This is a genomic window from Streptomyces sp. Xyl84 (genome assembly GCF_059731885.1).
In genome coordinates this window covers 6,713,659-6,736,154 of sequence record NZ_AP029182.1, presented here as the reverse complement: position 1 = coordinate 6,736,154, position 22,496 = coordinate 6,713,659, and the positions used below count along the sequence as shown (strand labels likewise).

The following is a 22,496-nucleotide window of genomic DNA, read 5'->3' as shown; positions in this document are numbered from 1 at the left end:
CACCGCGCCGCCGGTGCCGGCCGACTTCCCCGACCCGCCCCATCCGAGGACACCCCGAGGACCTCCCATGACGCAACCGTCGCTCATGCGCCGGATCACCGACTTCTCCAGCCGCGCCAACCCCTACCCGCTCTACGCGGAACTGCGCAGGACGCCCGTGCTGCACGAGGAGGAGGGCGGCCCGTACGTCATCAGCTCCTACTACGACATCCTGGGCCTGCTGCACGATCCCCGGATCAGCTCCGACGCCGGCAACCTCACCACGCCGGGCGCCGACGAGCTGTCGGGGCCGGAGGCGACGGGCCTGCCGCCGAGCTTCATCCGGCTCGACCCGCCCGAGCACGACCGGCTGCGGCGGATCGCCAACAGTTCGTTCGGGCCGCCGCACCGGCCGCATCGGATCGACTCCATGCGCGAGGAGCTGGGACGTATCGTCACCGATCTCCTCGACGGGCTCGGCGACGCCCGGCAGGTCGACCTCGTCGACCAGTTCGCGTACCCCTTCCCGGTGACGGTGATCTGCCGTCTCCTCGGGGTGCCCCGCGAGGACGAGCCGCGCTTCCGCACCTGGGTCGACCCGATCGTCGCCGGCCTGGACCCGGACTCGCGCGACGACCCGGAGGCGCCGGTCCAGCGCGCCGCGCAGGAGGCCCGGCTCCAGCTCGGCATGTACCTGGCCGGGCTGGCGGAGCAGCGCGCCAAGGAGCCCCGCGACGACATGCTGTCCGATCTGACGGCCGGCCACGGCCCGGACGGGGCCATGTCGACGATGGAGGTGCTCAGCACGGCGGTGCTGCTGCTCATCGCGGGCCACGAGACGACGGTCAACCTCATCACCAACGGCATGCTCACCCTGCTGCGCCACCCGGAGCACCTGCGGCGGCTGCGCGAGGACCCGGGCCTCAGCGTCAACATCGTCGAGGAACTGCTGCGCTACGAGCCCCCGGTGCAGCTGGTGCCCTCGCGGACCTGCATCACGGACATCGAGCTGCGCGGGGTGACGATCCCCAGGGGTTCGCGGATCTGGCTCGTGCTGGGCGCGGGCAACCGGGACCCGGAGCGCTTCGAGGACCCCGACCGGTTCGACCCGGACCGCGGGGACATCCAGCACCTCGGGTTCGGCAGCGGTGTCCACGTGTGCTTCGGCGCGCCGCTGGCCCGGCTGGAGACGCAGATCGCGCTCACCGAGCTGGCCCGGCGCCTGGACAACCCCCGGCTCGTCGAGGACCCGCCGCCCTACCGGCAGAACGCGGTGCTGCGCGGCCCGCGGCACCTGAACGTCGCGATCGACGGCGTGCTGGCCTGACGAGCCCGAAAATCTTCTGGACAACACAGAAAAATCAGACAAAATGAATAAGTATCCCGATCGCGACTTCGAGGAGCCGCCCCCGCATGGCGTACGGAGCCCCCCACAGCCCCACCCCGCCGCCGCACCCCGACCTGGACCTGGCTCGTGACTGCGAGCACTGTCTGGGCTGGGGGACCGTCGTCACCCAGGACGGTCAGCACGAACTGTGCGACACCTGCCAGTCCGCTCCGGACGACGGCGGTCCGTCGCTCGGCGCGAGCGCGCGGCACCGGTCCCCCGGCTGACGGCACGGCTCCGTCCGGCGCGAGCACACGGCTCCGGCCCATCCACTCCAGCCGGTCCGGGGGACGACCCCGCTCCTGGCCGCCCGCTCCTGGCCGGTCCCGGCGGCGCTTCCCCGCCCGGCCCAGGCAGCGCTGCTCCGTCCGAGTGGTGCAACCTCTCGCCCCGTCGTAGCGTCGTTGATGAGTTTCTGACGTCGTCGGTTGGGAGCGGACATGGGCGAACACACAGTGAGGACCGCGGTCACGCTCGGTGCAGCCGTCCTGCTCACCGCGGGTCTGGGAACGGCCTCCGCGGCACAGGCGGCACCGGCAGGAGCAGGTGCCTCGCACACCACGCACCGGCAGCCCGTGTTCGTCGACTGCCTCTGGAAGCCGCAGACGCGCCCCGACGCGTTCATCCTGGCCTGCGGCGACGGCAACAGCCGCCTGTCCTCGCTGCACTGGACGAAGTGGAACGGCCGCTCGGCGGTGGCCGAGGGCGTCAACCTCGTCAACGACTGCAAGCCGTACTGCGCGGCCGGGACCTTCCGCTCGTACCCGGTCGTCGTGCGCCTGGACCGCGCGGAGCCCTGGAAGAAGCACCCGCGGTTCGAGCACTTCACCCGGCTCAGCCTCGCCTTCCCCGGCAACCGGCCGGACGGGTACGGGCGCGTGGTCACCTACTCCCTGTGGAACTGAGCCCGTGATGCACCCGATCACCAAGGGCCTGCTGGCGGGCGCCGCGGGAACACTCGCGCTGGACGTGGTCACGTACGGCGACATGCTGCTGCGCGGGCGGCCGTCCAGCGGCATCCCGGCCGAGGTCGCCGGCCGGCTCGCCGGCCGCGCCCGGATCCCGCTCGGCGGCGGTGAGGAGAAGGAGAACCGCACCCAGGCGGCCGGGGCGCTGATGGGCTACGCCACCGGGGTGGGCGCGGGAGTGGCCTACGGCCTGCTCGGCCACCGGCGCCCGGCGCTGTCCGGCTGGACGGCCGGACCGCTGCTGGGCGCCGCCGTCATGGCGGGAGCCAACGCGCCCGCGACCGTCCTGCGGCTGACCGACCCCGCTTCCTGGGACCTGGCGTCCTGGGTGTCCGACGTCGTGCCGCACCTGGTGTACGGCCTGACCACCACGGCGGCGTACCGGGCCATGCGCTGACCGGTGGGCGCCGGCACCGGGCGGCCGCCCGGTCCACGAGAGCGGGGAAGCACCGTGATGTTGCGCATCGGGGCCGAGGAGGAGTTCCACCTCGTGGAGGCCGAGAGCGGACGGCTGGTGCCCAGGGCCGGCGCCGTCCTCGAACGCCTGGGCGGGCCGGGGTTCGCGCCCGAGCTGCAGCGGTCGGTCGTGGAGAGCAACAGCGGGGTGCACGACACCCTGGACGGCCTGCTCGCAGACCTGACCGCGTCCCGGCACCGGCTCGCCGCGACGGCCTCCTCGCTCGGACTGGCCGTGGTGGCCGCAGGCACCGTCCCGCTGGCCGCGCTCGCCCCGGGCGACGTCACCGACGACCCGCGCTACCGGCACATGGCCGAGCGGTACCGGCGGGTCGCCGACGAGCAGCTGGTCTGCAGCGCGCAGGTGCACGTCGACGTACCCGACCGGGACACGGCCGTACGCGCCATGTGCCTGGTCTCGCCGTGGCTCCCCCCGCTGCTGGCGCTCTCCGCCAGCTCCCCGTTCTGGCTCGGTGCCGACACCGGTTACGCGAGCTGGCGGACGATGCTGTGGCAGCGCTGGCCCACCGCAGGACCGGCCGGCTGCCACCCCGGAGCCGCCTCCTACGACGCCCTGCTGGGGGACCTGATCCGCTCCGGGGTCATCAGCGACCCGGGAATGGTCTACTACGACGTCCGGCCCTCCGCGCACCTGCGGACCCTGGAGCTGCGCATCTGCGACGCCTGCCCGCGGGTGACGACGGTGGTGCTGGTGGCCGGGCTCTTCCGGGCGCTCGTCCACGACGCCTGCGCCCGGCTCGCCCGGCGCGACCCGCCCGGGTGCGACGGTCACCACGAGTGGCTGCGGGCCGCCACCTGGCAGGCGGCGCGCTCGGGCCTCGAAGGCCCGCTGGTCGACCCGGTCACCCACCGTGCCGCCCCCGCCCGGACGGTCCTGGCGGGCATGCCGGCCCGGTTCCGCCCGGCGCTGGAGGCGTCCGGCGACTGGGACACCGTCCGTGAACTGCTGGACGCGGCCCTGGCCGACGGCAGCGCCGCGCGGCGACTGCGGTGCACGGCCGAACAGCTGGGGCAGGCCGCCGCCGTACGGCTGCTGGCCGCCGAGACCCGCGGTGCCGCGGCCCGGCCCGCCGCAGCGGCCCGCTCCGGCGGCCCCGGCCGTTCCGCGGGCGCCGCCGCCTCCCGCCCGCTCGCGCCGGGCCCCGGTACCGGCCGGGGGACGTGAGCGGCGGACCTCGGCCCGGCGCTCCCCGGGGCGTTTCGGAATGCGCCGGACGGGCAACTCCTTGTGTCGAGCGCGCTGCAGCCGGGGAGTCGCCATGTGGAAGCGCAGGAAGGGCGTACGGTCCGCCGTACCCGTGCCGCTGGAACTGTGCGACCTGTGCGCCCTGACCTTCCCGGCGGACGAGGCGGTGCGGGGGTACGTGCCGGACTCGTCCGCCGTGCACCCCACCGCGGACTGGTTCGACGGGCTGCGGCTGGTCACCGCGTGCAGTGAAACGCACTTCGCCGCCGTCCAGGAGCGCTACCGCCACCGCCCCTTCGTCCAGGAGGAACTCTGGGCGGCCAAGATCGACCGCGCGCTGAGCGGCGGCACCCCGGCGCTCACCATGGGGCAGCTCGGCTGCCGCACGGGCCTGCACGCACCGGAGATCCGGCGCGCCATCGCCTGGCACAACGCGCACCGGCCGCACGGCCCGCAGCCCTGACGGGCCGGGCACCAGGACCCGGTTTCGGAGGCCTGCCCGGCGGGCACCCGGGGCGGGCCCGTCGGCCGCACCGCCGCGGACGGCGGAGCGTGCCCGGACGGGCGCCGAGCGAGGAGGCCGGACATGAGCGAGCGCGACACCGCGGCGGTGGACCGGACGGAGGGCGGCCGTCCGGGCGCGTCCGGCGGCCTGCTGTCCGGACCGCAGCCCGACGTGGCCCGGGCCGCCGGTTACCCCGACGCCCCGCCGCGCATGGGCTTCTTCACCGACACCTCCGTCTGCATCGGGTGCAAGGCGTGCGAGGTGGCGTGCAAGGAGTGGAACTCCGTGCCCGAGGACGGGCTGGGGCTCACCGGCATGTCCTACGACAACACGCGGGGCCTGGGCGCGAACACCTGGCGGCACGTGGCCTTCATCGAACAGACGAGGCCGGCCGGCCCCGCGCAAGGCGCGGCGGGCGCCGAGGGGTTCGACGTGTTCGAGGCCGCCCGCGCCCTGGACACCCCCCGGGCCTCCCCGGCTTCACCTGCTTCTCCGGTCCCCCCGAATGCCCCGGTGTCCCCACCCGCCCCCGACGGGCGGACGGAGCTGCGCTGGCTGATGTCCTCCGACGTCTGCAAGCACTGCACGCACGCGGCCTGCCTGGACGTCTGCCCCACCGGAGCGCTCTTCCGCACCGAGTTCGGCACGGTGGTGGTCCAGGAGGACGTGTGCAACGGCTGCGGGTACTGCGTGCCGGCCTGCCCCTACGGGGTCATCGACCAGCGCGAGGAGGACGGCCGGGTCTGGAAGTGCACCTTGTGCTACGACCGGCTCGGGGTCGGCATGGAACCGGCGTGCGCGAAGGCGTGCCCCACTGAATCCATCCAGTTCGGCCCGCTGGAGGAGCTGCGGGAGCGGGCCGCCGGCCGGGTGGAGCGGCTGCACTCGGCCGGCGTCACCGGGGCCCGGCTCTACGGCGAGAGCCCGCAGGACGGGGTCGGCGGCGACGGCGCGTTCTTCCTGCTGCTCGACGAGCCCGAGGTCTACGGGCTGCCGCCCGACCCGGTGGTCACCACCCGCGACCTGCCGGCGATGTGGAAGCACGCGGCGATGGCCGCCGCGTCGCTCGCCGCCCTGGGCTTCGCGAGCTTCGTGAGGAGGCCCCGATGAGCGGACCGGGCGACGCGAGGCAGCCGGGACCGGACGGCGGGCGGGGCCCTGGCGCGAGCGACGGAACGGACGGCGGACCGGCCGTCACCCGCGACGGTGTCCAGGGCGCGCGCCCCGGCCGGCAGGCTCCGGCGCCCGGACCGGCCGGCGGGCCGGGACACACGGACCGCTCCGGGCGCACCGGCCGGTCCGGACGCGGCCGGCGCGGACGCGGTGAGCAGTCGATGGTGCCCGAGGCGGCGTTCTCCTCGTACTACGGCGAACCGGTCCTGAACAAGCCCACCTGGAAGCCGGTCGACATCGCCGGATACCTCTACCTCGGCGGGCTGGCGGGCGCGTCGTCCCTGCTGGCGGCAGGCGGGCAGGGCACCGGGCGGCCGGGTCTGGCGCGGGTGGCGAAGCTGGGCGCGGCGGGTGCCATCAGCCTGTCCCTGGGCGCGCTGGTGCACGACCTCGGCCGGCCCGCGCGCTTCCTGAACATGCTCCGCGTGTTCAAGCCCACCTCGCCGATGAACACGGGCTCGTGGCTGCTGGCCGGGTACGCGCCGCTGACCCTGGCCGCCGTTGCCGCCGACCTCACGGGCCGCGCGCGGCTCGCCGGGGCGGGCGCCACCGCCGGGGCGGCCGTGCTGGGTCCGGCGGTGGCCACGTACACGGCCGTGCTGCTCTCCGACACGGCGGTGCCGTCCTGGCACGAGGGCTACCGGGAACTGCCGTTCGTCTTCGCGGGGTCGGGGGCGAGCGCGGCGGCCGGGCTGGCCCTCCTCTGCGCGCCGCTGCGCCAGGCCGGACCCGCGCGCCGGTTGGCCGTGCTGGGTGCCGCGCTGGAGCTGGGCGCCTTCCGGCGGATGAAGCGCGGGATGGGCCTGGCGGCCGAGCCGTTCGAGCAGGGCCGGCCGCACCGGCTGCTGCGGGCGGCGGAGCTGCTGACCGCGGGCGGCGCCGCGCTGGCGGCGTACGCGGGCCGGGGCGCTAGGTCCTGTCGTCAAATTCCCGTCGTCCGCCCGGAGGGCGGGCCTCGCGGCGTCAGGTGCGTGCTCTCGGCGTGCCGGGCCCTGACCCTCGTACTGGACGTACTCGGGTCTGGGCCCGGTGCGGCGAGAGTGCGTGCATGGCGTCGCGAGGCAGGCGGGAATGTGACGACAGGGCCTAGGCGGCGCGGGCGCGGCGGCCGGGTGCCGGCGGCGGTCGCGGGGGCGGCGCTGCTGACGGGTTCGGCCGCGCTGCGCTTCGGGGTGTTCCACGCCGGCGTGGCCTCGGCCGAGGATCCCCGGTACACGGTCGTACCCCAGCGGGAGCGGCTGCGCGCCCGCGCCGGCTGACGGCGGCACGGCGCCCGCCGGGCCACCGCCGGTCGGGTGAGCGCCCGGCGGCCGTACGGCCACGCACCCCCCGCCGCGGGTCCGGTTTCACCGGGCGCGGGCGGGGAACCCCGCAGCAACCGCGCCGCTCCACGGAGCGCCGTCACCGGAGAGGAGGGCCAGGTCATGGGTGTACGCACCTGGATCGACTCCTGGCCGGTCTACCGCCAGCTCACCGGCACCGACCCGCTGGGCCGGGGTGCCGCGGCCAAGAGCGGGCCCACCGCGCGGCTCACCCCCCGGGTCGCCTCCGCCGACCGGGTCGTGAAGTCGGTCTGCCCCTACTGCGCCGTGGGCTGCGGCCAGAACGTGTACGTCGAGGACGAGCGGGTCACGCAGATCGAGGGCGACCCCGACTCCCCGGTCTCCCGCGGGCGGCTGTGTCCCAAGGGCTCGGCCAGCCTCCAGCTGACCACCGGGAGTTCCCGCGAGCACCACGTGCTGTACCGGCGTCCGCACGGCACCGAGTGGGAGCGCCTGGACCTGGACACGGCGATGGACATGATCGCCGACCGGGTCGTCGAGGCGCGGCGCGCGGGCTGGCAGTGGGAGGCCGACGGCACACGCACCCGGCGCACGCTCGGCATCGCCAGTCTGGGCGGGGCGACGCTGGACAACGAGGAGAACTACCTCATCAAGAAGCTGTTCACGGCGCTCGGGGCGATCCAGATCGAGAACCAGGCGCGTATTTGACACTCCTCCACCGTTCCCGGTCTGGGAACCTCGTTCGGCCGCGGCGGCGCGACCACCTTCCAGCAGGACCTGCAGAACGCGGACTGCATCGTCATCCAGGGCTCGAACATGGCCGAGTGCCATCCGGTCGGGTTCCAGTGGGTGATGGAGGCCAAGGCACGCGGCGCCAAGGTGGTCCACGTGGACCCGCGGTTCACCCGCACCAGCGCGCTCGCGGACGTGCACGTGCCGCTGCGCGCGGGCTCGGACATCGCCTTCCTCGGCGGGATCATCAACCACGTGCTGAGCACCGGCGCGTACTTCCGTGACTACGTCGTCGCGTACACCAACGCGCCGGTGGTGCTGCGGGAGGACTTCCGCGACACCGAGGACCTGGACGGGGTGTTCTCCGGGCTGGACCCCGACAGCCGCAGCTACGACAACACGAGCTGGCAGTACGAGGGCACCGAGATGCAGGCGGCCTCCGGACAGCGCGACGAGGAGTACGGCAAGCGCACCGGCGGCGCCCCGGTGAGCGAGGCGGCGGGCAGCGAGTCCCACGGCTCGGGCGGCCCCGCCATCGGTGAGGACGAGCCCGAACGGGACGAGACCCTGAGCCACCCGCGGTGCGTGTTCCAGGTGCTCAAACGGCACTACGCCCGCTACACGCCCGAGCTGGTGGAGCGGATCTGCGGGGTGCCGCAGGACCTGTTCCGGCAGGTGTGCGAGCTAGTCACGGAGAACTCCGGGCGGGAGCGGACCACCGCGTTCGCCTACGCGGTGGGCTGGACCCAGCACACCGTGGGGGTGCAGTACATCCGGGCCGCCGCCGTGCTGCAGAGCCTGCTCGGCAACATCGGCCGGCCGGGCGGCGGGATCATGGCGCTGCGCGGGCACGCCTCCATCCAGGGGTCGACGGACATCCCCACCCTGTTCAACCTGCTGCCCGGGTACATCCCGATGCCGTACGCGCACCGCAACGAGGACCTGGACGCCTTCGTGCGCGGCGAGGCGGCCCGCAAGGGCTACTGGGGCAACATGCGCGCCTACATGGTGAGCCTGCTCAAGGCCTACTGGGGTGAGGCGGCGACGGCGGAGAACGACTTCTGCTTCGACTACCTGCCGCGGCTGACCGGCTCGCACTCCACCTACGAGACGGTGACGGCCCAGCTGGAGGGCGTCTGCAAGGGTTACTTCCTCATGGGTGAGAACCCGGCGGTCGGTTCGGCCAACTCCAAGATGCAGCGGCTGGGCATGGCCAACCTGGACTGGCTCGTCGTGCGGGACTTCTCGCTGATCGAGTCGGCCACCTGGTGGAAGGACGGCCCGGAGATCGAGACCGGCGAGCTGCGCACGGAGGACATCGGCACGGAGGTGTTCTTCCTGCCGGCCGCCGCGCACACCGAGAAGGACGGCAGCTTCACCAACACGCAGCGGCTGCTGCAGTGGCACCACCAGGCCGTCGAGCCGGCCGGGGAGGCGCGCAGCGACCTGTGGTTCACCTACCACCTCGGGCGGATCATCCGGGAGAAGCTGGCCGGGTCGGCCGATCCGATGGACCGGCCGGTGCTGGACCTGACGTGGGACTACGGGACGAAGGGCGAGCGGGCCGAGCCCGACGCGGAGGAGGTCCTGGCGGAGATCAACGGCCGCGACGCCGAGGGCCGCCCGCTGGCCTCCTACGAGCAGCTCGCGTCCGACGGCTCCACGGTCTGCGGCTGCTGGATCTACTGCGGGGTGTACGCCGACGGGGTGAACCAGGCCGCGCGGCGCAGGCCCGGCGGCGAGCAGGACTGGGTGGCATCCGAGTGGGGGTGGGCGTGGCCCGCCAACCGCCGCATCCTGTACAACCGGGCGTCGGCGGACCCCGACGGCAGGCCGTGGAGCGAGCGCAAGGCGCTCGTGTGGTGGGACGCCGACGCGGGCGAGTGGACCGGCCACGACGTCCCCGACTTCAAGAAGGACAAGGCGCCCGGCCACCGGCCACCGCCGGACGCCACCGGTCCCGAAGCGCTCTCGGGCACCGACCCGTTCATCATGCAGGCCGACGGGAAGGCCTGGCTGTACGTGCCCTCCGGACTCACCGACGGGCCGCTGCCGACCCACTACGAGCCGCAGGACTCCCCCTTCCCGAACCTGCTGTACGGCCGGCAGCGCAACCCGGTGCGGCAGGTCATGCCGTCCGTCCCGGACAACCGTTACCAGCCCAGCGGCGACGAGCCCGGCTCGCAGGTGTACCCGTACGTGGCCACCACCTACCGGCTCACCGAGCACCACACGGCGGGCGGGATGTCCCGCTGGCAGCCCTATCTGGCGGAGCTGCAGCCGGAGTTCTTCTGCGAGGTGTCGCCGGAACTGGCCGCCGAGCGCGGGCTCGAACACACCGGGTGGGCGACGATCGTCAGCGCCCGGGGTGTCGTCGAGGCGCGGGTGCTGGTGACCGACCGGGTGCCGCCGCTGAGGGTGCACGGCCGCACCCTGCACCAGGTGGGGCTGCCCTACCACTGGGGCCCCAACGGCCTCAGCACGGGTGACGCCGCCAACGAGCTGGTGCATCTGTCCCTGGATCCCAACACGCACATCCAGGAGACCAAGGCGTTCGCCGTCGACATCCGGCCGGGGCGCCGCCCCCGCGGCCCCGCCGCACCGGCGCTGGTGCGCGCCTACCGGGAGCGGGCCGGCATCGACGACCGCACGGGGACCGAGCCCTGACCGGCACACGGCCCCGGGGCGGTCCCGGCGCGGCCGGCTCCTCGTCCGCTCATCTCAGGACGAGCGAGTGCGGGCCGGGAGCGACCAGTTCGCCGATCACCGCGGCCCCGGGCACCTCCCCGGCGACGAGCAGGCCGCCGGAGGTCTGGGCGTCGGCCAGCAGCAGCCGGGTGTCCGGGTCGGTGGCGCCGAAGTCGGTGAAGGGGGCCACCCACTCCAGGTTGCGCCGGGTGCCGCCGCTGACGTAGCCGTCGCGTACGGCCTCCCGGGCGCCGTCCAGGTAGGGCACGGCGGCGGTGTCGAGCACCGCGGTGACGCCCGAGGCGCGCGCCAGTTTGTGCAGGTGGCCGAGGAGTCCGAAACCCGTCACGTCGGTGGCGCAGCGGGCCCCCGCGGCGACGGCGGCGGCCGCCGCGTCACGGTTGAGGGCCGTCATGGCCGCCACCGCCTGCGCGAACCGTTCCCCGGTGGCCTTGTGGCGGTTGTTCAGCACGCCGAGGCCCAGCGGTTTGGTCAGGGACAGCGGCAGGCCGGGCCGGCCGGCGTCGTTGCGCAGCAGCCGGCCGGGGTCGACGAGACCGGTGACGGCCATGCCGTACTTGGGTTCCGGGTCGTCCACGCTGTGCCCGCCGCCGACGTGGCAGCCGGCCTCGGCGGCGATGTCGAGGCCGCCGCGCAGCACCTCGCGGGCCAGCTCGAAGGGCAGCACGCCGCGGGGCCAGGCCAGGAGGTTCACGGCGAGGACCGGGCGGCCGCCCATGGCGTACACGTCGGACAGGGCGTTGGCCGCGGCGATGCGGCCCCAGTCGTAGGGGTCGTCGACGACCGGGGTGAAGAAGTCGGCGGTGGACACCAGTGCCGTGGCCGCGGAGCCGTCCGGGGCGGGCAGGGCGACGACCGCCGCGTCGTCGCCGGTGGCCGGTCCGACCAGCATCGGGATGTCGTCCGGTGCCGGCGGCGGGGTCAGTCCGCCGAGCAGGTCCTCCAGTTCGCCGGGCGGGATCTTGCAGGCGCAGCCGCCGCCGTGGGCGAACTGCGTCAGCCGTACGGGCGTTTCGCTGCTGGCGGTCATGCCGGGTCCTTCCGGTAGCCTGGCGGGCGGTGGAGGCGTGTGGGTGCCTGGTGGCCCTCCCGGTCTTCAAAACCGAGGTGTCCGAGGATCTCGGGCAGGCGGGTTCGATTCCCGTCCGCCTCCGTCCCGCCTTCTTCTCAGGTGTCTTCCGCGGCTTCCCGGTCCTTCGTGGTTCCCGGCCGGCAGCGGCGGTGCAGGTCGTCGACGCGTTCGGTGTGTCCGCGGGCGTCGAGGAGTTCCAGCAGCGGGACGGCGACCCGGCGGGTGGTGCCGAGGGCCCTGCGCGCCTCGCTCAGGGTGAAGGGCTGCGGCAGCCTGCGCAGCACGGCGGCGGCCTCGGTGTCCGCGCCCGGCAGCAGGACGACTCCCTCGGTGACGCGCAGCAGCGCGCCCGCCCGGACGGCGGCGGCCAACGCCTTGCGGTGCAGCCCGAGTTCGGCCAGGCGGTCGGCCTCGGGGGCACGGAAGGGCGCCTTCTCCAGCTCCTCGCGCACGGCGTCGACGGCGGCCTGCAGGGGCGGCGGCAGTGCGGGGCGGGCCCGGGCCGGGACGTACAAGCGGCCTTCCTCGCCGAGCAGCCCGGTGGCGCCGGGGGTGCGGGCCAGGGCGTCCACGAGGGTGCGGTCGGGCAGGCCGAGCAGCCGCCGGGCCGCTTCGGCGGGCAGGCCCGGCTCCATGGGGTGCTGTTCGGCGTACCGCTCGACCTCGGCGGCCAGCCGCTCGCGCAGCCGGGCCCAGTGCGCCGGGTCGGCCAGCCAGTCGCCGGTCACCGGCGCGGTGGGCGCGGGCACGCCCATGGCCAGCAGTTCCGAGCGGCGGACGATGCCGCGGCGGCGCAGTTCCGCGGCGCCGTCGGGCCGGCCGGTCAGTGCGGCCAGCTGTGCGGCGCGGGCCCGGCCCGCGCCCCGCCGCTCCAGGCGCGGGGGCCGGACGTCGAGGACGGTCGCCGCGGAGGGCGGCCGGCCGCCGCCCGGCTCGCGCAGCACCGCCCGGTCGCCCACCCGCAGCGGCAGGCGCCGGCTCAGGGTGAGCCTCGCGGTGTCCTCGCCCAGGGGGCGCACGGTCACCGGGACGGCGGCCGTGCCGAGGTGCAGCCGCAGCGTCCGCGGCAGGTCAGCGGTTCCTTCGCCGCAGACGCGGACGTCGGCCAGGTCGGTGAGCAGCCAGCGGTCGGGGGTGAGCAGCACGTCCCCGCGGCGCAGCGCTCCGTCCAGGGGGCCGTGCACGTTGACCGCGACCCGCGCCACCCCGGTGACGGCCGTGCGTTCCTGCTGGAGGCACTGCAGCGCGCGTACCCGCAGCGCGGTGGTGCCGTCCGAGGCCACCAGGCGGTCCCCCACGCGCAGGGTGCCCGCGCCGAGCGTGCCGGTCACGACGGTGCCGTGCCCGCGCACGGTGAACGCACGGTCCAGCCACAGCCGTACGTCGGCGTCGGCGGGCGGTTCGGGCAGGGTGCGGGCGAGGCGGGCCAGCTCGGCGCGCAGCCCGTCGAGGCCGGCGCCGGTCACCGCGCTCACCGCGACGGACGGCACGGTGCCCAGGGAGGTGCCGGCCAGCCGCCGGACGGCGTCGGCGCGCACCGGCTCGGGGTCGGCGAGGTCGCTGCGGGTCACGGCGAGCACGGCGTGCCGGACGCCGAGCGCGTCGAGGATCGCCAGGTGCTCCTGCGACTGGGGCTGCCAGCCCTGGTCGGCGGCGACCACGAAGAGCACGGCGGGCACGGGCCCGGCCCCGGCCAGCATGGTGGCGACGAACTTCTCGTGTCCGGGCACGTCGACGAAGGCCAGGTACTCGCCGTCCGGCGCGGTCCGGGTCCACACGAAGCCGAGGTCCAGGGTGAGCCCGCGGCGCCGTTCCTCCTCGTAGCGGTCGGGTTCCATCCCGGTCAGGGCGCGCACGAGGGCGGACTTTCCGTGGTCGACGTGGCCGGCGGTGGCCAGGACCCGCATGGTGCCGCCTACCTTTCCGCGGCCCGGCGCACGGCTTCGGCCAGCCGTTCGTCGTCCTCGGGCGGCACGGCCCGCAGGTCGAGCAGGCACCGCCCGCCCTCGACCCGCCCCACCACGGGCAGCGGGCCGGTGCGCAGGGCCGCGGCCCAGGATTCCGGCAGGGAGAGGGCCGCGCTGGGCAGTGTCACGCCGGGTGCGCCGCCGCCGCCGACCGTGGCGGCCGAGGCGACGGCCCGTACGTCGAGGCCGGCGCCGCTCAGGTCGGCGGCGAGCTGCCCGGCGCGGCGGGCCAGCTCCCGGGGGTCGGCGGTGAGGGCCGTGGCGGTGGGGGTCGCGGGGCCCGTCAGGGTCGCCTCCAGCGCGGCGAGTGTCAGTTTGTCGACCCGCAGCGCGCGGGCGAGCGGGTGCCGGGCGAGGCGGTGCACGAGGCCGGTGTCGCCGAGGAGCAGTCCGCACTGGGGGCCGCCGAGCAGTTTGTCCCCGCTGGCGGTCACCAGCGCCGCGCCGGCCCGCAGTTCGGTCGTGGCGTCGGGTTCCTCGGGCAGCAGCGGGTGGGGGGCGAGCAGGCCGGAGCCGATGTCGGCGACGACCGGGACGCCGAGCGCCGACAGGTCGCGGGTGGCGGCGGCGCGGGTGAAGCCGCTGATCCGGAAGTTGGACGGGTGGACCTTCAGGACGAACCCGGTCTGCGGGCCGACGGCCTCGGCGTAGTCCGCGACCGCCGTGCGGTTGGTGGTGCCGACCTCGCGGAGCCGGGCGCCGGTGGAGACCAGCAGGTCCGGCAGGCGGAATCCGTCGCCGATCTCCACCATCTCGCCGCGGCTGATGACGATCTCGCGCCCGGCGGCGAGCGCGGTCGCCGCGAGGACGAGCGCGGCGGCGCCGTTGTTGACGACGTGCGCGGCGTGCGCCGACGGCACGCGTGCGCGCAGCGCGGCCAGGGCGCTGCGGCCGCGCCGGGCGCGGACACCGGCGTTCAGGTCGAGTTCGACGTCGGTGGGGCCTGCCGCGTCCTGCACCGCCTGCCGGGCCGCCGCCGACAGGGGCGCCCGGCCGAGGTTGGTGTGCAGGAGGACGCCGGTGGCGTTGATCACGGGGCGCAGTCCGCCGGCCGTGGGCGTTAGCAGCGCGAGGGCGGTGTCCGCGACGTCCTCGGGGGCCACCGTGCCGTGGCGCGCCTGCTCCTGCGCCTGCCGTACGGCTGCCTTCACGGGCCGCGGCCCGAGCCGGCCGGCGGCCTGGAGCAGTCGCGGGTCGCGCAGGACGGCGTCGGTGCGGGGAATCCGCCGCCGGGCGTCCGGCGCCGGCCGGTCCCGGGCGGTGGTGCCGTGGGCATCGGCCCCGGGCGCCCCCGTGGTCGCGGCCGTGCCACGCTCCCGCTGCCCCGCGACCCGCTGGTCCACCGCAGCCCCTCCGTTCCGAGCCCGCTCTCCCGGCCGTCCTGGCGGGCCCATCGTCCCTCAGCGACGGCGGTCCTCCGCACGACACGCCGGTACCCCGGCGGCGGCGGAGGACACCTCCGTACGCTTCGGCCCGTCAGGAGCGGACGGCCGTCAGGCCCCGGGCCGACGGCCGTCACGTGCTCGGCAGCCGGGCGTCAGGTGCTCAGCAGCCGGTTGAAGAAGGACCGGTAGCGGCGCAGCGCCTTCCGCAGCTCCTCCGTGTCCACCTGTTCGCCCTGGCTCCACTGCCCCTCCAGCTCCTCCTTGTGCCGGGCGAAGGTGGCGGCCAGGGTCTGCATGACGTCGGCGACCAGGGTGTCGGCGGCGTGCACGGCCTCGCGCGGGTCGTCGACGAACTTGCTCTGCGTCTCGTGCCAGCGGTCGCGGAACCCCTGCTCGTCCTCGGTGCTCAGCAGCCGGGGAGCGTCCTCGCCGTCACCGGCGGGCCTGGTCGTCTCGGGGGTCCGGGCGGTGTCCGGGCTTCCCGTTGCCGCCGGGCCCTCTGCCGTGTCCTGGCCTGTGGCCGTCTGCGCGGTCCTCGCCGTGCCGGGAACCGAGGTGTCCGCAGCCGCCTCCGTGTCCGCGGTCGCGCCCGCGCCCGCGCCCGCGGACCGTTCCTGTCCGGCACTCTGGTCGGGCCGGTCCCGCTGCGGGGTCGTGGCGCTGCCGGCCCTGCCCGGTGACGGGGTGCCGGTGCTCTCCCCCGGGTAGAGGGGGGCTTCGCGGGAGGCCGTCCCCGGTTCGCCGCCGGTCCGTTCCGGGGCGCCGGACGGCTGCTGCGCCAGGTCCTCGGTGGACAGGCCGCCGCTGAAGCGGCTCGGCTGGTCTTTGTCTCTGTGCATGGTGTTCCTCCCTGCCGGGCCGGCGTCGTCGGTGTCGTCAGGCGGGCGCCGGCCGGGGTGGCAGGCCGGGTGTCAGGACCGGGCGGGTGCCCGGCCTCCGTCGGAGAGCAGTTCGTCGAAGAGCGCGCGGTAGTGCACCATGGCGCCGCGCAACTGCTCGGTGGTGGCCTGGCTGCTGGTGCTCAGCGTCTCGATCTCGTGGGCGGCCCGGTAGTGGTCGAGCGTCCGGCCGTGCTCGACCGACAGGTCGGCGGCCTGCTGCTCGAAACCGCCGGTGGGGTAGCCCCGCTCGTGCATCAGCGAGGTCACCAGCCGGTCAGCGTCGTGCACCGCGTCCTCGGGCCGGTCCACGAACTCCTCCTGGACGCTGCTCCACTCGCGTGTGTAGCGGTCCCGCGAGACGGCGGGCAGCGGCTTGATGTCCAGCGAGTCGTGCCGCTTTTCGCGGTCCTTGAGTTCGCGCTCGCCCGCCCTGCGGCTTTCGGCGCCCTGGACGGTCCGTTCGTACTCGGGGCCGAAGCGCCTGCGGAGGCGGCGGCGCCGTGTCAGCAGCGAAACCGCCACGGCGATCAGGGCCAGCACGACGACGATTGGGATGATGATGGCGAGAAGTGTTCCCGTGGACATGTGATGCACCCCCTTGGGCACTGCTCCGCGTGCCCGACATCGGTGGCATTATGCGCGGGTGTCGGGTTCCACCTTTTTTCGCCCTGATTTTTGTCCCGGTCCGCACCCGCCGCTCAAGATGCCGTCACGCGAACGGGCGACTAGCGTCTACCAGTGAGAGCCGCAACCGGGGCATGCCCCTCCGGCGAGGCCTCCACCGCGGGGCCCGCCGGACGTGTCGCACCTCCGGCTGTGACGCCGACGACCGCGCCGCACATCCTCTGGCAGACGGGCGCGGCCATCATTCTCGCGCGGTTTCATGCGCGAGACGATGGAAGGAAAGGTACAACCCATGCGAGCACAGCGCGTCAAGCGCCTCTTCGCCGTGTCCGCGGCCGGCATCATGATGGCCGGCGGCGCCGCGATCGGGGCGGCCGGGACCGCATCGGCCCATGACTCGAACTACAACTCACACGACCACTCCGGTTACAGCCGCGACTGCTCGGACTACGGATGGTGGGACAGCTGCGGCGGCGGCTACGGCGACCACGGTGGACGCGGTGGCGACCACGGCGGCGACTTCGGCGGACGTGGCGGTGACCACGGCGGCGACTTCGGCGGACGTGGCGGTGACCACGGCGGCGGCGGTGACCACGGTGGTGGTGGCGACCACGGCGGCGGTGGCGGCGACCACGGTGGTGGCGGCGGCCACGGCGGCGGTGGCGGCGGTCACGGCGGCGGTGGTGGCGGCGGTCGCTGACCGAACGGATCCACTCGAGCCACGGCGTGCGGTCTCCGGACCGCACGCCGCGGCGTGTCCGCTCTCTGCCGTCCCGCTCTGCTCTCTGCCGTCCCGCTTCCCGGCGGGCCGGCCTTCCTCCGGACGGGGCGCGGCTCAGCCGGCCGCGTTGTCGACCCGTATCCGCACCTGCTCCTCCAGCCTCCGCAGGCTGCTGTCGAGAGCCTCGCAGGCGGCCTGCTCCCCCGGGTCGTGGCTGTCCTCGAAGAAGGACAGGTGCACCGTCACCTCGCTGGCGCCGCTGCCGATGCCCGCGACCTGGAGCCAGCCGGCGTAGCCGCCCTGCTCGCGGGTGCCCCACTCGATCCGCATCTGGTCGCGCTCGGCGCGCAGCAGCGCCGAGGTGTCCTCGCCCGTGGCGTCCTCGTGCACGGTGACGGCGGGCGGTTCCTCGGCGCGCACGTGCAGGGCGCCGGGCATCCACACGTCGAGCCGGCCGATGTCGGCGGCTTGGTCGAAGACCTGTTCGGGCTGTGCGGGCATCGTGCGGGAACGTTCGTATTCGGACATCGCGGCACCGTCCCTTGACTCGGAGTCGTACCAGGACCGCGTGCCCGTTCTGGCCCGGCCGAAAAGCCCGCGCGGCGCTGCCCGGGGCGGAACCGGACCGGAGCGGCGCTACGTCGGTGCGGGGCGCAGAGCCCGCAGGACGGCCCAGACGACCGAGACGAAGGGGACGGCCACGATCGCGCCGATCACCCCGGCGACGATGCTGCCCGCGATGACGGAGACGGCCACCACGAGCGGGTGCAGCCGGACCGCCCAGCTCATCACCACTGGATGCAGGACGTGGCCTTCGAGTTCGCCGATGACGACGATGAGCACGATCACGGCCAGCGCCGTGACCGGCCCCCGCCCGGCGAGCGCGACGACCGTGGCCACCGCCAGGGCGACCGGTGAGCCGACCAGCGGGATGAAGGCGGCGAAGAACTCCAGCAGGGCCAGCGGCAGCGCGAGCGGCACCCGCAGGACGAACAGGGCGACACCGACGAGTACGGCGTTGGTGGCGGCGACGATGATGATGCCGCGGGTGTACCCGGCGAACGCGCGCCAGGCCGCGTGGCCGCCCCGGTCCCACACCTCCCGGGCCCCGCTCGGCAGCAGCTGGTCGCGCGCCCAGCTCCACAGGCGCTCGCCGGAGTGGATGAAGAAGACGGAGGTGAACAGCGCGAGCGCGGCGGCCGTCACCAGTTCGACGACGCGCCCGAGGCCGCTGACGGCACTGTTGACGAGGCTCGCCCGGTGGGCGGACAGATAGGAGAGGAACTGCTCCTGCAGCGCGGAGAGCTTGCCGGGGCTGAGGCGGAACGGCGGGCGCTGGAGCCACTGCTCGATCCGGTGGATGCCACCGGTCAGCTCGGACGTGAGCTGCCCCCACTGGCCGGCCACCGCCTCGCCCACGAAGGCCAGCAGGCCGGACAGGAGGAGCACGCTGCCCACGAGGACGACGGCGACGCACAGCGGCCTGGGCAGCAGCCGGTTCAGCAGGTCGGCGAAGGGGCGCAGGACCGAGGTGACGACCAGCGCGACGAACAGGGCCACGGCGATGAGCTGGAAGCGGCCCAGGACGGTGAAGACGCCGTAGACGGCGGCACCGACGAGGATGAGGCGCCAGGCGTAGGAAGCGGCGACACGCAGCCAGGGCACCGTGCGCTCGGCCCGGGGGTGCTCGGCGGCGGGCGGCGTCCGCACCGGGCGGAAGCGCGGCGCGAGCCGTGCGGAGTACGCCGGTCTGCTGCCCAGCACCGCCTCGCCCGGCCGGCGCCCGCGGCCCCGCCCGGCCGCCGGACCGCCCGCATCCGCCACCGCGCCTCCCGTTGCCACCGCCGGTCACGCCCCGAGCACCCGACCGCCGGCCGCCTCGGGGCCCGCGGCCGCCCGTCACGTCCCGGGCAGGCGGCCGCCGGTCACGTCCACAGCACGGTACGGTGCGGCCGGGCTGGGGCCGGGGCGCAACGCGCCAGGGTGCCGGTCATCGGAGGGCAGGGGTCCCCGTCCGGCCCAGGTGGGCATGGACCGGGGCGGTGGTGGCGGCGGGCTGTTCGAGCTGCGCGAACGGGTCCTGGCCACCGGTCACCAGGTCGCCGGCGAGGTGCTCGCCTCGTGCCTCGCCGCCCTGTCCGGGGACGACCGCGCCCAGTTGCTCCTGCTGCTGCGCCGCACGAGGCCGCAGACGGCGCGATGAGCGCGCCCCCGTGCACCGGCGGACGAGTGGACGAGCGCGACGTCAGGGGGCGGCCCGGGCCAGGAGGTCAGGACCGTTGTTGCGGACGTCGTTGACGGCCGGTGAGACGGGCCGGACGTCGAGCCGTCCGTCCGCCGGAGGGGTCAGCAGCTCCCGCAGCCCGCCGGGGTCCCGGCGGCCGGGGTCGAGCCAGGCGTCGTAGTGCTCCGGGGCGAGCGCGAGCGGCATGCGCGGGTGGATCCGGCCGGCCGCGTCGGTGGCGTCCGTGGTGATGACGGTGCAGGTCGTCAGCCAGGCGGCCGGGTCCTCGTCGTCCTTCACCGACGGGTCGCGCCAGTACTCGTACAGCCCGGCGAGCGCCATCACCGTGCCGTCCTGCGGGTGGATGAAGTACGGCTGCTTGCGCGTCCTGCCGCCCTCGGCCCCGGCCGGCTGCCATTCGTAGAATCCGTCGGCGGGCAGCAGGCAGCGGCGTGCGGCGAAGGCGCGGCGGAAGGCGGGCTTCTCGTGCACGGTCTCCACCCGGGCGTTGATCAGCCGGGCGCCGGTCCTCACGTCCTTCGCCCAGGACGGCACCAGCCCCCAGCGCAGCACCCGCAGCTCGCGCCGGGCGGCGGCCGTCGCCCGCTCCCCGCGCGGGGGGCGCTCCAGGACGGCCCAGACACCGTCCGTCGGCGCGACGTTCCAGCTGGGCTCCAGCGTCTGCTCGGGGTTCCACCGGCTCACCCCGAAGTGCCGGGCCAGCTCCTCGGGTCCGCGGGTGGAGACGTAGCGGCCGCACATGTGGCCAGCCTGCCACGGGCCGCGCGCGCCCGCCTACGCGGTCTTGCGGCCCACGCCCGCGTACACCCAGTACGAGGAGGGGTCGCGCGGGATCTCGTCCTCCCGGTCGGGGCGCCACAGCGGGACGTGGACCAGTCCCGGCTCCACCAGGTCGAAGCCGTCGAAGAGGGCCGCGATCGCCTCGTGGGAGCGGGCCGTGACGGGGGAGGTCGCCCGGTCGCGGTACAACTGCCCGACGGCGGCCGCGGTGTCCGGACGGTCCTCGTCCGTGGCATGGGTCAGCGCGAGCCAGCTCCCGGCGGGCAGCGCGTCCCGGAACGCGGCCACGATGCCGGCCGGATCCTCCTCCGGCGTGACGAAGTGCAGGATCGTGATCATCAGGACGGCGACCGGCTGCTCGAAGTCGATGAGCTTGCGCACCTCGGGTGCGCCCACTATCTCCTCGGGGCGTCTGATGTCGGCGGCCACGATCGCCGCGTCCGGATCGTCGGCGAGCAGGGCCTCGCTGTGCGCGACCGCCACCGGGTCGTTGTCCACGTAGACCACCCGGGCACCGGGGGCGGCCGCCTGGGCGACCTCGTGGACGTTGCCCTGGGTGGGGATGCCGGAACCCAGGTCGATGAACTGGCGGACGCCCGCGTCCACCAGGAAGCGCACCGCGCGGCCGAGGAAGGCGCGGTTGGCGCGGGCCAGGGTGCGCACCTGGGGGTCGATCGCCGTGAAGGCGGCCACCGCCTCCCGGTCTATGGCGAAGTTGTGCTCCCCGCCCAGCATGGCGTCGTACATCCTGGCCACGCTGGCCTTGCCCGGATCGACACCCTGCGGCAGACCGTCTCCCTCGTCGGGCATGACCAACTCCCCTGATCGCCGGTGACCTTGACTGGGCATCATATAGTTGCCCACGGCATACGCCACCGCCTGTCCGCCCGCCCCGCGCCCAGCACCCGCAGCCCCACCCGCACCCGACCGCTCCCCCGGCCCGCCCGGCCACCCGTCCCGACCGCACGGACCGCACGCCCGGACCGCCCTACGCCGACACCGGCCCCACCCGGAAGGCAACGACCCTGCGGAACACAGAACCCACCGAACCCCGCGTCGCCCGTGAGTCCGAACACCCCCAGCCCTCGGCCGCGGTCCGCCGCCGGCACTTCTCGCCCGCCGCGGACGCCATCGGTTCGGAACTCGATCTGCGGCTGACCGGCCGCCACGTCGTGCACGCGCTGGCGCCCGGCTTCTGCGACGCCGCCTCGGTCTACCTGCTCCAGCGCTGGCTCCTGGAGGAGCAGCCGCGCAGGACGGCCGATCCCCCGCAGATCGAGGCCCGCAGGCTCGCCCTGCGCATAGGGGCGGACGCCACCGAGGACTGGGAGCACCTGCTCCCGGCCGACGAGGTGCTGGTGTTCCCGCGCGAGACGCCGTACGCGCGGGCCATCGCGACCGGGCAGACGCAACTGCTCGACGGCGTGGACGAGCACACCGTCGAACGGCTGCGCAAGACCGCGCCGGACCACGCGGGCGTGGACGCCCTGCTGCGCACCGCGTCCTTCCTCATCGTGCCGCTGCGCCTGCGCGGCACGGCCGTCGGCTTCATCGCCTGCACCCGCGGCCCGGACCGGGAGCCGTTCGCCCGGGGCGAGGCCGTGGCCGTCGAGTCGCTCGGCTCCCGGGCCGGCGTCGCGCTCGACAACGCCCGCCGCTACGAACGCGAGCGCCGAACCGCCCTCGCCATCCGCCGCAGCCTGCTCCCCGACACCGGGCAGGCCTTCGACGGCTGCCGGGTCGCCCACGGCTACCGGCCCGCCGGACAGGACAACGTCATCGGCGGGGACTGGTTCGACGTCCTGCCCCGGGCCGGCCGCCGCCTCGGGCTGATCGTCGGCGACGCGATGGGCCACGGACCGGAGTCCGCCGTCGCCATGATCCAGCTGCGCACCGCCGTACGGACCCTGGCGGGCCTCGACATCGGCCCCAGCGAACTGCTGCACCGGCTGGACGCCGTCGCCGGGGACACCCCCGGCGCGCCGTTCGCCACCTGCATGTACGCGGAGTGGGACGCGGATCTGCGCACGTGCACGTTCGTCGGGGCCGGGCATCCGCCCCCGCTGGTGCGCGGGCCCGGCGGCCCGGCGGTGCCGGTCTCGCTCGCCACCCCGGGGCTGCCGCTCGGACTGGGCACGGGCCGGTACGAACCGACCGTGCTGCACCTGTCCGAGCCCGCCCTGCTGCTGCTCTACAGCGACGGGCTGGTCGAGTCCCGCACCCACGACATCGACCAGGGCATCACCCGTCTGGCCCGCGCCCTCGACGACGGCGCGGAAGGCGTACCGGATTCGGGGGAGCCGGACGCGCTGCCCTCGCTGTGCCGGCGGCTGCTGGCCGGCTCCGGCTGCGACGACGTCACCGACGACCGGACACTGCTGCTGGCCGAGCTGACTCCCGGCCAGGAGTGAGCGGCACCCGT

At 74.9% G+C, this 22,496-nt stretch carries 21 protein-coding genes and 1 tRNA gene; 13 read left to right on the top strand and 9 right to left on the bottom strand.

Going from position 1 to position 22,496, the window contains the following annotated elements; genetic code table 11:
- The first annotated feature begins 67 nt into the window (after positions 1-67).
- From AC6I72_RS29385 to fdh, 9 genes are all read left to right on the top strand, one after another.
- Positions 68-1,306: a cytochrome P450 gene (locus AC6I72_RS29385; RefSeq protein WP_498004153.1), complete on the top strand. Its 1,239-nt coding sequence runs from the start codon at positions 68-70 to the stop codon at positions 1,304-1,306.
- An 86-nt stretch (positions 1,307-1,392) separates the two neighbouring features.
- A complete protein-coding gene (locus AC6I72_RS29380) occupies positions 1,393-1,593 on the top strand; it encodes a hypothetical protein (RefSeq protein WP_498004152.1) in 201 nt (66 codons plus the stop codon).
- A gap of 213 nt (positions 1,594-1,806) precedes the next feature.
- Entirely contained in the window at positions 1,807-2,271 is a 465-nt protein-coding gene (locus AC6I72_RS29375) for a hypothetical protein (protein ID WP_498004151.1), read from the top strand.
- Between the two features lie 7 nt (positions 2,272-2,278).
- The gene (locus AC6I72_RS29370; RefSeq protein WP_498004852.1) at positions 2,279-2,731 is read left to right on the top strand and encodes a hypothetical protein; all 453 of its coding nucleotides are present in this window, start codon (positions 2,279-2,281) and stop codon (positions 2,729-2,731) included.
- Between the two features lie 57 nt (positions 2,732-2,788).
- Complete coding sequence (locus AC6I72_RS29365; protein WP_498004150.1) at positions 2,789-3,976, top strand: carboxylate-amine ligase; 1,188 nt, start codon at positions 2,789-2,791, stop codon at positions 3,974-3,976.
- A gap of 94 nt (positions 3,977-4,070) precedes the next feature.
- Positions 4,071-4,460 carry a hypothetical protein gene (locus tag AC6I72_RS29360; protein ID WP_498004149.1) on the top strand — a complete coding sequence of 130 codons (390 nt, stop codon included), beginning with the start codon at positions 4,071-4,073 and terminating at the stop codon, positions 4,458-4,460.
- A 123-nt stretch (positions 4,461-4,583) separates the two neighbouring features.
- Positions 4,584-5,612 carry a 4Fe-4S dicluster domain-containing protein gene (locus tag AC6I72_RS29355; protein ID WP_498004148.1) on the top strand — a complete coding sequence of 343 codons (1,029 nt, stop codon included), beginning with the start codon at positions 4,584-4,586 and terminating at the stop codon, positions 5,610-5,612.
- A gap of 224 nt (positions 5,613-5,836) precedes the next feature.
- On the top strand, positions 5,837-6,934 hold the full coding sequence (gene nrfD / locus AC6I72_RS29350; protein WP_498004851.1) for an NrfD/PsrC family molybdoenzyme membrane anchor subunit: 1,098 nt from the start codon (positions 5,837-5,839) through the stop codon (positions 6,932-6,934).
- Between the two features lie 165 nt (positions 6,935-7,099).
- A complete protein-coding gene (gene fdh / locus AC6I72_RS29345) occupies positions 7,100-10,357 on the top strand; it encodes a formate dehydrogenase (protein ID WP_498004147.1) in 3,258 nt (1,085 codons plus the stop codon).
- Between the two features lie 49 nt (positions 10,358-10,406).
- On the opposite strand, the gene selD is transcribed toward fdh, so the two are convergent.
- The gene (gene selD, locus AC6I72_RS29340; protein ID WP_498004146.1) at positions 10,407-11,429 is read right to left on the bottom strand and encodes a selenide, water dikinase SelD; all 1,023 of its coding nucleotides are present in this window, start codon (positions 11,427-11,429) and stop codon (positions 10,407-10,409) included.
- Between the two features lie 31 nt (positions 11,430-11,460).
- Between selD and AC6I72_RS29335 the strand changes: the two genes are divergently transcribed.
- Positions 11,461-11,553 (top strand) — tRNA-Sec (locus AC6I72_RS29335).
- A gap of 13 nt (positions 11,554-11,566) precedes the next feature.
- Here the strand turns inward: AC6I72_RS29335 and selB are convergent.
- The 4 genes from selB to AC6I72_RS29315 all read right to left on the bottom strand — a co-directional run bounded on the left by selB (position 11,567) and on the right by AC6I72_RS29315 (position 16,289).
- Complete coding sequence (gene selB, locus AC6I72_RS29330) at positions 11,567-13,378, bottom strand: selenocysteine-specific translation elongation factor (protein ID WP_498004145.1); 1,812 nt, start codon at positions 13,376-13,378, stop codon at positions 11,567-11,569.
- A gap of 8 nt (positions 13,379-13,386) precedes the next feature.
- Positions 13,387-14,781: an L-seryl-tRNA(Sec) selenium transferase gene (selA, locus tag AC6I72_RS29325; protein WP_498004144.1), complete on the bottom strand. Its 1,395-nt coding sequence runs from the start codon at positions 14,779-14,781 to the stop codon at positions 13,387-13,389.
- Positions 14,782-14,975: 194 nt separating this feature from the next.
- On the bottom strand, positions 14,976-15,662 hold the full coding sequence (locus tag AC6I72_RS29320) for a hypothetical protein (RefSeq protein WP_498004143.1): 687 nt from the start codon (positions 15,660-15,662) through the stop codon (positions 14,976-14,978).
- A 72-nt stretch (positions 15,663-15,734) separates the two neighbouring features.
- Complete coding sequence (locus AC6I72_RS29315; RefSeq protein ID WP_498004142.1) at positions 15,735-16,289, bottom strand: hypothetical protein; 555 nt, start codon at positions 16,287-16,289, stop codon at positions 15,735-15,737.
- Positions 16,290-16,620: 331 nt separating this feature from the next.
- Between AC6I72_RS29315 and AC6I72_RS29310 the strand changes: the two genes are divergently transcribed.
- Positions 16,621-17,028, top strand: coding sequence for a hypothetical protein (locus AC6I72_RS29310; protein ID WP_498004141.1), 408 nt, complete (start codon positions 16,621-16,623; stop codon positions 17,026-17,028).
- A gap of 135 nt (positions 17,029-17,163) precedes the next feature.
- On the opposite strand, the gene AC6I72_RS29305 is transcribed toward AC6I72_RS29310, so the two are convergent.
- A complete protein-coding gene (locus AC6I72_RS29305) occupies positions 17,164-17,577 on the bottom strand; it encodes an SRPBCC family protein (RefSeq protein ID WP_498004140.1) in 414 nt (137 codons plus the stop codon).
- A gap of 108 nt (positions 17,578-17,685) precedes the next feature.
- The gene (locus tag AC6I72_RS29300) at positions 17,686-18,873 is read right to left on the bottom strand and encodes an AI-2E family transporter (protein WP_498004139.1); all 1,188 of its coding nucleotides are present in this window, start codon (positions 18,871-18,873) and stop codon (positions 17,686-17,688) included.
- A gap of 205 nt (positions 18,874-19,078) precedes the next feature.
- Between AC6I72_RS29300 and AC6I72_RS29295 the strand changes: the two genes are divergently transcribed.
- Positions 19,079-19,252 carry a hypothetical protein gene (locus AC6I72_RS29295; RefSeq protein ID WP_498004138.1) on the top strand — a complete coding sequence of 58 codons (174 nt, stop codon included), beginning with the start codon at positions 19,079-19,081 and terminating at the stop codon, positions 19,250-19,252.
- Positions 19,253-19,294: 42 nt separating this feature from the next.
- Here AC6I72_RS29295 and AC6I72_RS29290 read toward each other — a convergent pair whose 3' ends face one another.
- Entirely contained in the window at positions 19,295-20,035 is a 741-nt protein-coding gene (locus AC6I72_RS29290; RefSeq protein ID WP_498004137.1) for an SOS response-associated peptidase, read from the bottom strand.
- A 33-nt stretch (positions 20,036-20,068) separates the two neighbouring features.
- Entirely contained in the window at positions 20,069-20,884 is an 816-nt protein-coding gene (locus AC6I72_RS29285; RefSeq protein ID WP_498004136.1) for an SAM-dependent methyltransferase, read from the bottom strand.
- Positions 20,885-21,246: 362 nt separating this feature from the next.
- On the opposite strand from AC6I72_RS29285, the gene AC6I72_RS29280 reads away from it, so the two are divergent.
- Positions 21,247-22,485 carry a PP2C family protein-serine/threonine phosphatase gene (locus AC6I72_RS29280; protein WP_498004135.1) on the top strand — a complete coding sequence of 413 codons (1,239 nt, stop codon included), beginning with the start codon at positions 21,247-21,249 and terminating at the stop codon, positions 22,483-22,485.
- The last annotated feature ends 11 nt before the right edge of the window (positions 22,486-22,496 follow it).

Coding starts and splice junctions, on each gene's coding strand:
- AC6I72_RS29360 (WP_498004149.1), top strand. CDS start 4,071: ATGTGGAAGCGCAGGAAGGGCGTACGGTCCGCCGTACCCGTGCCGCTG.
- AC6I72_RS29365 (WP_498004150.1), top strand. CDS start 2,789: ATGTTGCGCATCGGGGCCGAGGAGGAGTTCCACCTCGTGGAGGCCGAG.
- selD (WP_498004146.1), bottom strand. CDS start 11,429: ATGACCGCCAGCAGCGAAACGCCCGTACGGCTGACGCAGTTCGCCCAC.
- AC6I72_RS29290 (WP_498004137.1), bottom strand. CDS start 20,035: ATGTGCGGCCGCTACGTCTCCACCCGCGGACCCGAGGAGCTGGCCCGG.
- AC6I72_RS29370 (WP_498004852.1), top strand. CDS start 2,279: ATGCACCCGATCACCAAGGGCCTGCTGGCGGGCGCCGCGGGAACACTC.
- AC6I72_RS29295 (WP_498004138.1), top strand. CDS start 19,079: ATGGACCGGGGCGGTGGTGGCGGCGGGCTGTTCGAGCTGCGCGAACGG.
- AC6I72_RS29305 (WP_498004140.1), bottom strand. CDS start 17,577: ATGTCCGAATACGAACGTTCCCGCACGATGCCCGCACAGCCCGAACAG.
- AC6I72_RS29385 (WP_498004153.1), top strand. CDS start 68: ATGACGCAACCGTCGCTCATGCGCCGGATCACCGACTTCTCCAGCCGC.
- AC6I72_RS29375 (WP_498004151.1), top strand. CDS start 1,807: ATGGGCGAACACACAGTGAGGACCGCGGTCACGCTCGGTGCAGCCGTC.
- AC6I72_RS29320 (WP_498004143.1), bottom strand. CDS start 15,662: ATGCACAGAGACAAAGACCAGCCGAGCCGCTTCAGCGGCGGCCTGTCC.
- AC6I72_RS29310 (WP_498004141.1), top strand. CDS start 16,621: ATGCGAGCACAGCGCGTCAAGCGCCTCTTCGCCGTGTCCGCGGCCGGC.
- selB (WP_498004145.1), bottom strand. CDS start 13,378: ATGCGGGTCCTGGCCACCGCCGGCCACGTCGACCACGGAAAGTCCGCC.
- AC6I72_RS29315 (WP_498004142.1), bottom strand. CDS start 16,289: ATGTCCACGGGAACACTTCTCGCCATCATCATCCCAATCGTCGTCGTG.
- AC6I72_RS29285 (WP_498004136.1), bottom strand. CDS start 20,884: ATGCCCGACGAGGGAGACGGTCTGCCGCAGGGTGTCGATCCGGGCAAG.
- AC6I72_RS29380 (WP_498004152.1), top strand. CDS start 1,393: ATGGCGTACGGAGCCCCCCACAGCCCCACCCCGCCGCCGCACCCCGAC.
- nrfD (WP_498004851.1), top strand. CDS start 5,837: ATGGTGCCCGAGGCGGCGTTCTCCTCGTACTACGGCGAACCGGTCCTG.
- AC6I72_RS29355 (WP_498004148.1), top strand. CDS start 4,584: ATGAGCGAGCGCGACACCGCGGCGGTGGACCGGACGGAGGGCGGCCGT.